This window comes from Blautia sp. MSJ-36 (assembly GCF_018917985.1).
In the GTDB taxonomy this organism is placed as follows: Bacteria; Bacillota; Clostridia; order Lachnospirales; family Lachnospiraceae; genus Blautia_A.
Map to the genome: position 1 here is coordinate 209,765 of NZ_JAHLPQ010000001.1, position 11,566 is coordinate 221,330.

The window sequence follows — 11,566 nt, forward strand, 5'->3', positions numbered from 1 at the left end:
TTGTATAACAAAGTTATAGAGATATAACAATTATAGCAGAGGGAGTTATCTGGTATGAAAAACAGAAAACGAAAATCAGCTGCTGCACTGGCGGCAGGGATGTCTGTACTCCTGGGGGCCGGTACAATTGCAGGTGCTACAGAACAGACGGATAATAACAAGATCAGCAGGGAAGAAACGGTATATGTAAATACAGAAGCAGATGGAAATGTAAAAGAGGTTACAGTTTCAGAGTGGCTGAAAAATGTGTAACCTATGAAAACCGTGCAGTTACCACAAAAAAAATTAATGGAAAAACAGAAAAATTATATTCTCCTTTTATGATGATTACAGGGATGATTCTGTCTACAGATAATTTTTCCAATGTAACGGTTGATAATGGCAAAGTAGTGGAAGATGATTCCAGAAATATTGTACTTGGAATTGCAATGCCCGGATTAAAGGAAAGCCTGGATCTTACGGAAGATGTGGAAAAGGATCTCAGCATTCCGGAAGATTTTACTGTGGAAGCAGATGTGACAGACTGTGAAATGAGTTCTTCTTTTACAGTGGCAATGACAGATGTGCTGGATGAAGTTGATCTGGATGATCTGGACAGTGTGGATGATCTGCAGGATTCCATAAAGAAGATGACAAAAGCAGCGTCAAAACTGGTAAAAGGAACAAAATCACTTTCAGAAGGTGTGAACACCCTTGATGAAAAATATAAAGAATTTGATGAGGGAATTGCCGCATTAAGTACCGGTGTTTCCGCACTGGAATCAGGGGCTGGGAAACTGGATGACGGAGTGGGAACTTTAAGTACCGGTGCTTTTGCTCTCAGCGAAGGCGCGTCGCAGCTGGCACAGGGAATTTCCGCTTATACTGCGGGAACCGGAACTCTTGCGACAGGACTGAAGCAGTACACCGGCGGAGTCGATACTGTCAGCGACAGTATGGATAAAGTTGCAAACGGAGTCAATTCCTATACAGAAGGGGTCGACAGTTATGTTTCCGGTGGAAGCAGTCTGTCAGACGGAACAATGGCATATGTAAACGGTGCTTCCACACTGACCGGTTATATGAAGAAATACATAGAGGGAAGTGATGCACTTACCGGAGGAATGCTTAAATATTTAAACGGTATACAGACACTGCTTTCCGGTATGGGTACCGTAATTCCGCAGACAGATGAGACAGTAAAAAGTGCAAAGACGGCTGTGGAAAAAATGAAAGCAATGGCAGATTCTCTGGACAGTGATACTTTGAACGATTTTTCCGGAAATATGGAAGAATATGCCGGAAAAGTTTCCGCTTATAATGTACAGATGCAGGAATATGTGGCCGGTGTAGAACAGCTTGGAGAGAAGATTACAGCACTTCGGGAACAGATCGCAAAGACAACAGATACAGAAAGTACAGAAGAGATAACATCCGACGTTCAGGAAGCGGCAGATACTCTGAAAAATAATGCAGATACCATGAATGCACAGGCGGATATCATAGAAAACTGGGCAGACAATGCCGGAGAAACAACGACAGATATGACTGCAATTGAAGAAGGCCTTTCCGGTGTGAAAAATAATCTTTCAGCAGCAGAAAATGCACTTTCGGGAATTGATTACAGTACCATGGATGAAGGAACCGCAGCGGCAGTTCAGGAAGCCCTTGGCGCTATCTCAGCAGCCAGAAGCGCGGCCGATGGAATAGATACTTCTTCTGCAAACGGACAGATGGCGGATACTTCAGCGTTGAAAAACGCGGCAGAAGCTTTACGCAGTTCGGCATCAGAAGCCGATGGTGCAAAACAGAAAGCAATGTCCGCAGTAGAAAATCTCACTGCGCTGAATCACACATCTGCTTCTGCGGGAAGTGCATTGTCAGATCTTCAGAAAGCAGTCAGTGAGCTGGAAGAAGATGTGAAGAATCTGACAGAAAAGGATCAGGATCTGAAAAATACAGGAAATACACTTTCTGATACCGGCAGACAATTATCAGACACGGCCCGGAATATGGACGATGCTTTTGGTAGCTTAAGTGAACAGATTCCGGAAATTCAGTCAGAGATCAATAAATTAAAGGATACGGCAGATGCTCTTTCCAGTGCAAATGAAACACTTCAGTCCGGTTATCAGCAGAATCTGACCAATGCAAATGAGCAGTTTCAGAAAAATTCCGAGGATCTGAATGCTATGGGAAGTGCTGTGAATTCCGGAATTACAGACCTTCAGGGAAAAAAGAATGCCAATGCCAGTGCACTGTTAAAAGGTGCCAAATCTCTGAAAAAAGCAGGAAAGACACTGACCGAGGGAAGCAGCCAGATACAGGAGGCAATTACACAGCTTAAAAAAGGCATTCAGACGATTTCCGCAAACAGCAGTGCACTTAACAATGGAGCGGATCAGCTGGTTTCTTCGGGTAGTCAGCTGGAACAGGGGGCAGGACAGCTCTTTGCAGGAAGCAGCACCCTTGCGTCCGGAACGCAGACTTTAAAAAGCGGAACTTCCGCTCTTGCATCTGGCGTAGGAACTCTGCAGAGCGGAGCGGATAAACTGAAAGAGGCCAGCGGACAGGTGCAGGAGGGAATCAGCAAACTTGCAGATGGCGCAAAGACATTAAGTGACGGTCAGAAAAAGTTCTATAAAGAAGGTGTGAAAAAACTGGACGATGCAGTAAACAAAGATTTGAAAAATGTGATAGACCGTTTCCGTGCACTGAAATCGGAGGCGGTTTCTTATGACAGTTTCACACAGCGTGCAGAGGATATGGATGGAAGTGTAAAATTTATTTATGAGACAGAAGCAATCGAAGTCAGCGAGGAAGAATAATGACCGGAATTCTGCCGGATAACAGCAGAGAGAGTCAGGCGGATTCCTGCAAATATCTTGACAATTTCCAGATTTGTAGTATGATAAGAAAAGAGTAGCACTCATAAGAAAAGAGTGCTAATAAATACAGAAAGAAGGAAATAAACATGGCATTAAAACCAGTTGCAGACAGAGTAATCGTGAAATATTTTGAGACAGAGGATAAGACAGCATCCGGTATTGTTCTTCCGGACAGCTCCAAAGAGAAGACACAGCAGGCAGAAGTTATTGCTGTTGGTTCCGGTAAGATCGTAGACGGGAAAGAAGTTCCGATACAGGTAAAACCCGGCGACCGTGTAATCTACGGAAAATACACAGGAACTGAGATCAAATACGAAGGTGAGAAATATCTGGTCATCAATGCCGATGATATTATTGCCATTGTAAAAGACTGATGAAGAATTTTTACCGTAATTTTCTGAAATTATGCTCCATGCTGGTTTTACAGAATGTAGTAACGTTAAGTGTCAACCTTGCTGACAATATTATGCTTGGCGCATTCAGTGAGACTGCATTATCCGGAGTAACCACTGTAAATCAGGTACAGTTCGTCTTTCAGCAGCTTATTATGGCGCTGGGAGACGGACTTGTCATATTCGGAAGCCAGTACTGGGGAAAGAAAGAGACAAAACCGGTGAGAAAGATCAGTGCCTGGGCCATGTGCACAGGCATTTTTATTGCTCTCATCCTGTTTATCCTGGCAAGCTTTTTTCCGCGTCGGATGCTGGGGCTTTTCACAACAGATCAGACAATTATTGAAGCCGGTCTTTCCTATCTTGCGATCATCCGTTTTACCTACTTTTTCTTTGCAGTGACACAGATTTTGCTGGCTACGCTGCGCTGTGTGGAAATCGCGGGGATCGCTTTCGGGCTTTCTGTCATGACTCTGATAATTAACTGCAGCATTAACTGGATTCTGATTTACGGACATTTTGGTGCGCCCAGGATGGGTGCGGCAGGAGCAGCGGTGGGAACACTGACGGCCCGTATTGCGGAGATCTGCGTACTGATCACTTATATTTCTAAAAAACAGAGCTGGATCGGTATCCGTATCCAGGATTATCTGCAGGCAGATTGGAAGTTCGGACGGAAATATTATAAAGTGGTATGCCCTCTGCTTGTGATCCAGGGACTTTGGGGTGTAAATACAGCGCTTCAGACAGCAATTCTGGGCCACATGACGGCAGCAGCCATTGCAGCCAACAGTGCAGCGTCCAATCTGTTTCTGATGGTAAAATCCGCAGCTGTGGGAGCTGCTTCCGCCGCATCGGTTACCATGGGAAAAACCATAGGTTCCGGAGATCTGAAGCTTGCAAAACTCTATTCCAAAAAACTTCAGAAACTTTTTGTAGTCATGGGGATTATCTGCGGTGTGCTGCTTTTCTTTATCCGTATTCCGGTTTTAAGCCTTTACCAGCTTTCTCCGGAAACCCGAGAGATGGCTAATACCTTTCTTATGATCTTAAGTGTGGTGATGGTGGGAATGTCTTATCAGATGCCTACCAATGGAGGCATTATCCGTGGAAGTGGCAGTATTGCCTATTCCATGAAGGTGGATCTAATTAGTACCTGGGCGATTGTGATCCCATTATCTATGTTTATGGCATTTGTGGTCAAAGCATCACCGGCCATTGTGGTGTGCTGCCTTAACGCAGATCAGATTTTTAAGTGTGTACCCGCATTCCTGAAATGCAATTACGGGCACTGGATCAAAACCATGACAAATATTTCTTGACGCCTGTCCAGCCTATAGGTAGAATAAAAGATAAAGGTTTATGTGCGAAAGGGAAATTCCGGATAAAATTTCAGGATAAGCTTGACAAAAATATAAGGATATAGTACCATCGTACACATATCATAGTAACTTAGTGGGAAAACAGGAATACTCACTGGGCCATAGGAGGAACAAAGAGATGAGAAAAAAAGTACTGGCAGCGCTTCTGGCAGCTGCAGTAGCAGGAACGACTGTTATGGCAGGAACAGTAGTTTTTGCGGCAGAGAACACCGAAGGAACCAAGGCTTCTGGCGGTAACATTACAATTGCAGAGACTGCAGATCCTCAGAATATCAATCCACTGTATGTTGTGGATCAGACAAGCTTTGATATGATGCAGGCACTGTACAGTCCGTTTTTTGAGATCGTGGACGGAGAGATGTATTACGGAAACGGACTTTGCGAGAGCGTGACAGCCAATGAGGATGCCAGCGAGTTTACTCTGAAGCTGAAAGACGGACTGAAATGGCATGACGGTGAGCCGCTTACTGCTGATGATGTGGTATTTACCATGCAGGTTCTGGTAGACGAGAAACAGAATGTGCCATATTCTTCTTACGGATATGTGAATGATAAGGCAGTAGAGGCAGAGAAAATCGATGACCTTACTGTGAAGCTTTCCCTTGGATCTTCTTCCGCAGGATTTCTTGGCGGTTTAAGCCAGGTTTACTGTATTCCGAAACACATTTATGAAGGTGTGGAGAATATCGGAGAGAGCGATCTGAACAATGAGCCGGTAGGAAACGGACCGTTTAAGTTCGAGGAGTACAAATCTGGTGAGTACCTTAAAGTAACAAAATTCGATGATTATTATGAAGATGTAAATCTGGATTCCATCACTTTCAAGATCGTTAAAGATTCCAGTTCCGCCAATGCGGCACTTGCAAGCGGTGATCTGGATGCACGTCTGATCAGCGCGGATGATTATGATACAGTCAGTGCATACGACAACGTAAATATCAATACCTACAATTCCGGACGTGTTAATGCCATGTTCATGAATGAGCTGAATGAAGATCTTCAGGATGTAAAGGTACGTCAGGCTATTGCATACGCACTGAATAAAGAGGAATTCTGTCAGTTTGCATTCATTTCCGAAGATTATGCAGAACCGGCGGATTCCCTGTTTACACCGGATACCCTTTATTATGCAAAACCGGACAATACTTATGACAATGATCCGGCCAAGGCACAGCAGCTTCTTTCCGAAGCAGGAAAGACATCTCTTTCTCTGAATCTGATGTATATCTCCACAGACAAGACTATGGAGAGTGAGGCCCTGTATGTACAGTCTGCACTTGCAAATGTGGGAATCACGGTAAATCTTGTTCCGACAGACGAATCAACATTCAAGAATAAAACCAAGGATCCGGAATGTACAGATTATGACCTGGTATTAAGCTTTTATACTTTAGGTGAGGAACCGAGTCTTTATGCGGATATGTGCTCTTCCGACAGCCGTTCCAACTACTCCAGAATCAAAGATACGGATCTGGATGCACTGTGGGAAAAAGGAAACAGTATAGCAGATGAGACAGAGCGCAGCGACATATATAAAGAAATTCAGAATACTATCAACGATAATATGTATATTTATCCGATTGCGTATTCCAATGGATTCTATGCGGTAAATAAAGATTTCGGCGGATTTGATGAATGTCTGTTAAAGACGATTTATTATGATTATTCCAAGATCTACACACTGGAGAAATAAAACACAAATTTATAAAAGATAATCACGGAAAGGAAGTGGCTGACGCGTTTTTCGCGCCAGCCGATTTCCTGTTTTCGGGGAAAATAAAGGAGGTACATTTTGAAGAAAATCGCAAACCGTCTGGTACAGTGTATTCTGACACTGTTTATTGTCTCCGTTCTCTGTTTTGCACTGACAAAAGCAGCGCCCGGAGATCCGGTTCTGACTTATGTGGAGCCGAATATGAGTGAAGAATACATTCAGAATTTAAGGGAAAGCCTGGGTCTTACCAAGCCTCTTTATGAACAGTATTTTCTGTGGCTGGGAAGGATTTTTCACGGGAATTTCGGAAATTCCCTGATGAATAACCGTCCGGTACTGACACAGATGCTGGAGCGTCTTCCCGCAACAGTGATCCTGATGGGAACCAGTATGTTACTGGGATTTCTCATTGCCATTGTGTTGGGATTGTATTCCGGTAAGAATAAGAACGGAATTCTGGATAAAATCACCAGTCTTTTCTGCTATGTGGGAATTTCCATCCCCACTTTCTGGTTCGGTATCATGCTGATCTACCTGTTCAGTGTGCATCTTCATATCCTTCCAAGTATTGGTATGCATTCAGACGGGGACCGCTCTTTTGGAGATCTGGTGCTTCACATGGTGATGCCCTGTGCGGTGCTGACTTTTGCCAATGCATCCCAGTATATCCGGTATCTGAGAAGCAGTACCATTACGGAGATGTCCTCAGATTATGTTATGGTGCAGAAAGCCTATGGAATGAAAGAGTCCGGGATTCTGTTCCGCCATGTACTGAAAAATGCCATGCTTCCCATGATCACAGTTCTTGGAATGAGTTTGCAGTCACTGGTTTCCGGAGCCATTATTACAGAGCAGGTTTTTGCATGGCCGGGAATCGGACAGCTGGCGGTTACTGCTGTTATGCAGTATGACTATCCCCTGATCATGGGCATTACCATGTTTACAGCACTTCTTGTGGTGCTCGGAAATCTTTTGGCAGATGTTCTGTACGCTGTCTTTGATCCGAGAATTCGCAAGGCCGGATGTTAGGAGGTGAAGGGTCATGAGAGAAAATATCTGGAAAAACATTAAACTTGGTTTTAAGACAAATAAATTGGCAGTTGCAGGAGCAGTGGCTATCCTTCTTCTGGCACTGATCTCTATTTTTGCCTTTCTGTATCCGGTGGACCCCAATGCCATCAGCGCTACAGAGAGACTGAACGCCCCTTCTATGTCACATCTCTTTGGAACCGACGATATGGGAAGGGATTATTTGGCACGTTGTATTTATGGCGGAAGAGCTTCTCTTCTGGTTGGATTTCTGTCCATGATCCTTTCTACAGCCCTTGGAGTGATTGTGGGCTCCATCAGTGGATTTGTAGGAGGAACCGTGGATGCGGTACTGATGCGTCTGGTAGATGCACTGATGAGCCTTCCTACATTCCTGATCATGATCGTTATGAACGCTTTTCTGAAACCGGGTTTACAGAATATTGTCCTGATCATTGGATTTTTGACCTGGATGAACATTGCCAGGATCGTCCGTGGTGAGACGATTTCCCTGAATGAGAGAGAATATGTTATCTATGCAAAGATTTCCGGACAGAAAAAGTTTTCCACAATTGTGCATCATATTCTTCCGAATATCATGCCGACCATTATTGTTGCCGCAACTATGAATATTGCAAACGCGATCCTGATGGAGTCCGCACTGAGCTTTTTCGGCCTGGGCATCCAGCCACCCACAGCTTCCTGGGGAAGCATGCTCAGTAATGCACAGCGTTATATCCAGCAGGCTCCGTACCTTGCCATCTTTCCGGGTATTCTGATCCTGATCACGGTTATCAGTTTCAACTATCTGGGAGAAGTGTTGAGAAAAGTATTTGAGCCCAAGTAAGGAGGACATGCACAAATGGAAAAATTACTGGAAGTAAAAGATCTGAAAGTGTCTTTCTTTACGGATCTTGGAGAAACACAGGCAGTAAAAGATGCCGGGTTTGCCATTGAAGAGGGAGATTTTTTCGGAATTGTAGGCGAATCTGGAAGCGGAAAAAGTGTAACAACGAAATCCATTCTCCGTCTTGGCCCGTCCAACTGCAAGATTATGGGCGGAGAAATCCTGTTTCAGGGGGAGGATATTCTGAAAAAAAGTGAGGCAGAGCTCCGGGAAATTCGTGGTGGTGAGATTGCCATGATTTTTCAGGATTCTCTTTCTGCACTGAATCCGGTTTATACCGTAGGAAACAAGATGGTGGAGCTGATCCGCCGCCATACTTCCATAATAAAAAAAGAGGCAAAGGCCCGGGTGCTTGAGCTGCTGACAGCAGTAGGGATCACAGATCCGGAAAAAGCCATGCGTAGTTATCCCCATGAGCTTTCCGGTGGTATGCGCCAGCGTGTAATGATCGCCATGGCCATGAGCAGTAATCCGAAAGTTCTCATTGCCGATGAACCGACGACAGCTTTGGATGTAACCATTCAGGCACAGATCCTTCATCTTCTTCTGGAACTTCAGAAAAAAAACAATATGAGTATTATTCTGATCACTCATGATCTGGGTGTTGTGGCACAGACCTGTAAGAGAGTGGCTGTTATGTGTGGTGGTTACGTGGTGGAAGAAGGAACGGTAGAAGAGATTTTTCTTAATCCGGGCCATCCGTATACCCAGGCACTGATTGCAAGTATGCCACGTGTGGGAGGAACTTTTGAACAGTTTCTGGAAAGAGATCTTTCTGACGGAAGCGGAAATTTATGTCCGTTTCTGAACCGTTGCAAATATGCGGATAAAACCTGCGAGGCCTGTCTTCCGAAATATTATGAATCTTCGGAGGGACATAAGATTCTCTGCCACAGAAGGGAGGAGGAAAAATGAGCAATTCTTTAATTGAAGTAAAAGATCTGAAAGTATATTTTAAACAGAAATCTCCGAAACTTCTGTCTTTTAAGCCGGGTATCCTGAAAGCTGTAGATCAGGTGAGTTTTTCTATTGAAAAGGGAAAAACTTTCGGTCTGGTAGGAGAGTCCGGAAGCGGAAAATCTACCATCGGAAAAGCAATCCTGCGCTATCATAAGCCTACAGGAGGGGGGATTTTTTACGGAGGAGCGGAAATTGGAGCCATGGGAGAAAAAGAGCTTCTTCCATACCGCAAAAAAATGCAGTCTGTTTTTCAGGACCCGTATTCATCCCTGGACCCAAGTCATACCGTGCAGGATATTATCTGTGAGCCCATGGAAATCCATAAACTGTATACGCCAAAAGAGCGGAAAGAACGTGCAAAAGAACTGATCCGGGTTGTTGGCCTTAAAGAGCAGGATCTTCTGAAATATCCTCATGAGTTTTCCGGCGGACAGAGACAGAGAATTTCCATTGCCAGGGCACTTTCCGTGCAGCCGGAGTTTGTGGTCTGCGATGAGCCCATTTCCGCGCTGGATGTTTCTCTCCAGGCACAGATCGTTCAGATGCTTCAGGATCTTCAGGAAAAATACGGACTTACTTACCTGTTTATCAGCCATCAGCTGCAGGTGGTACAGAAGATCTGCGATGAGATCGGAGTTCTCTATCTGGGAAATCTTATGGAAATCGCAGATGCGGACAAGCTCTATTCCAATCCGCTGCATCCTTATACAAAAATGCTGATTTCTTCTATTCCGGTACCGGACCCGAGAGTAAAAACGCTGGATCAGATCGTGACAGATACCGGCGTACAGTCCCGCTCCATTGGCGGATGCCGGTTCCATAACCGCTGCCCGTGGTGTGAAGAGCGATGCAGGCAGGAAGTTCCACTGCTTCGGGAAGCAGAGCCAGGACATCTGGTAGCCTGCCATAAATACTGATATCAGGAATTTCGGACAATACGAGAAGGGAAAAGAAAAAGGTGGAAAAAAATATATATGATAATTATCTGGCTATTCTGAGGGAAGAAATGGTTCCTGCCATGGGATGCACGGAGCCGATTGCTCTGGCTTACGGTGCAGCAAGGGCAAGAGAAGTTCTTGGAAAAGAACCGGAGCACATTGTGGCAAAATGCTCCGGAAATATCATAAAGAATGTGCGCTGTGTCATCATTCCAAACTCCGGGGGATTAAAGGGGATCCCCGCAGGAGTGGTTCTTGGTGCGGTGGCAGGCGATGCATCGCTTGATATGGAGGTTCTCTCAAAAGTAACAGACGAGGGAAGAAAACGCTGCCGGGAACTTCTGGATGCGGATATCTGTAAAGTGGAACTTCTGGATACTCCGGTTGTACTTCATATTGTGATTGAAATGAGTGCAGGAGAGGATACCGTCTGTCTGGAGATCAAATACGATCACATTAATGTGACCAGAATTGAAAAAAACGGAGAAATCCTTCTGGATGCGGACCGTGCGCTGGAAGAAAAAGAGGCGGCAGATCGCAGTCTTTTAAATCTGGAAGATATCCGGGAGTTTGCTGATACCGTAGAACTTTCTGATGTAAAAATTCTTCTGGATACCCAGATCAAAAGCAACATGGCCATTGCCCATGAGGGAATGACCGGAAAATACGGACTTGGGATCGGACGTGTGATCCGCGAAAACTATTCCCATGATATGCTTACCAGAATGCGAAGCCTTACCGCGGCGGCTTCCGAGGCGCGTATGGGCGGATGTGACATGCCGGTTGTCATTAACTCCGGAAGCGGAAATCAGGGAATTGCCTGTTCCGTTCCACTGATCGTTTATGCAAGGGAAATGGAGCTGCCGGACTACAGTCTGTACCGGGCACTTGTATTTTCCAATCTTCTTACCGTGTATCAGAAACATTATATAGGCAAACTATCGGCGTTCTGTGGTGCGGTGTCTGCATCCTGTGCGGCAGGAGCAGCCATCACTTATATGGTAGGGGGAAGTATTTCCCAGATCAAAAAGACTATCGAGAACACCCTGGCCAATATTCCGGGAATCATCTGTGATGGAGCAAAGATCTCCTGTGCTGCCAAGATCGCGGCCAGCTTGGATGCGGCGTTTCTTGCTCACCATCTTGCCATGAACGGTCAGTCCTATGCTCCTTATACAGGAATTCTTCAGGAAGAAACAGCAGAAACCATCAGCTGTGTGGGACAGATCGGAAAAGACGGAATGAAAGAAACAGACCGGGAAATCCTTAAGATCATGCTGGAACACTGATGAAATTTCAGTTATACTGTTCTTAAAAGACGCCGGGGCGGAGACGGCACAGATTAACCGAATGCGGATGCTTTTATCCGCTTGACAA

10 protein-coding genes are annotated in these 11,566 nt (G+C 45.0%); all 10 read left to right on the forward strand.

All coding sequences use genetic code 11. The annotated features are described in order from the left end of the window. Positions 1–54 precede the first annotated feature (54 nt). Entirely contained in the window at positions 55–252 is a 198-nt protein-coding gene (locus KQI39_RS00955; protein WP_216415832.1) for a hypothetical protein, read from the forward strand. Next, on the forward strand, positions 234–2,807 hold the full coding sequence (locus KQI39_RS00960) for a hypothetical protein (RefSeq protein WP_216415834.1): 2,574 nt from the start codon (positions 234–236) through the stop codon (positions 2,805–2,807). The genes KQI39_RS00955 and KQI39_RS00960 overlap by 19 nt, the downstream gene beginning before the upstream one ends. Positions 2,808–2,953: 146 nt before the next feature. Continuing rightward, positions 2,954–3,241 (forward strand): co-chaperone GroES, encoded by a 288-nt coding sequence (gene groES / locus KQI39_RS00965; protein ID WP_021977745.1) that lies wholly within the window; start codon positions 2,954–2,956, stop codon positions 3,239–3,241. After that, positions 3,241–4,581: an MATE family efflux transporter gene (locus KQI39_RS00970; RefSeq protein WP_216415836.1), complete on the forward strand. Its 1,341-nt coding sequence runs from the start codon at positions 3,241–3,243 to the stop codon at positions 4,579–4,581. The genes groES and KQI39_RS00970 overlap by 1 nt, the downstream gene beginning before the upstream one ends. Before the next feature lie 178 nt (positions 4,582–4,759). After that, complete coding sequence (locus KQI39_RS00975; protein ID WP_216415838.1) at positions 4,760–6,334, forward strand: ABC transporter substrate-binding protein; 1,575 nt, start codon at positions 4,760–4,762, stop codon at positions 6,332–6,334. 99 nt (positions 6,335–6,433) lie between these two features. Continuing rightward, on the forward strand, positions 6,434–7,384 hold the full coding sequence (locus tag KQI39_RS00980; protein WP_021977747.1) for an ABC transporter permease: 951 nt from the start codon (positions 6,434–6,436) through the stop codon (positions 7,382–7,384). A gap of 13 nt (positions 7,385–7,397) precedes the next feature. Further along, a complete protein-coding gene (locus KQI39_RS00985) occupies positions 7,398–8,231 on the forward strand; it encodes an ABC transporter permease (RefSeq protein ID WP_118071465.1) in 834 nt (277 codons plus the stop codon). Positions 8,232–8,246: 15 nt separating this feature from the next. Then, positions 8,247–9,206, forward strand: coding sequence for an ABC transporter ATP-binding protein (locus KQI39_RS00990; protein ID WP_216415839.1), 960 nt, complete (start codon positions 8,247–8,249; stop codon positions 9,204–9,206). Next, positions 9,203–10,168, forward strand: coding sequence for an ABC transporter ATP-binding protein (locus KQI39_RS00995; RefSeq protein WP_148447986.1), 966 nt, complete (start codon positions 9,203–9,205; stop codon positions 10,166–10,168). Before KQI39_RS00990 ends, KQI39_RS00995 begins: the two co-directional genes overlap by 4 nt. 89 nt (positions 10,169–10,257) lie before the next feature. Then, positions 10,258–11,478: an L-serine ammonia-lyase, iron-sulfur-dependent, subunit alpha gene (locus KQI39_RS01000; RefSeq protein ID WP_148448057.1), complete on the forward strand. Its 1,221-nt coding sequence runs from the start codon at positions 10,258–10,260 to the stop codon at positions 11,476–11,478. The last annotated feature ends 88 nt before the right edge of the window (positions 11,479–11,566 follow it).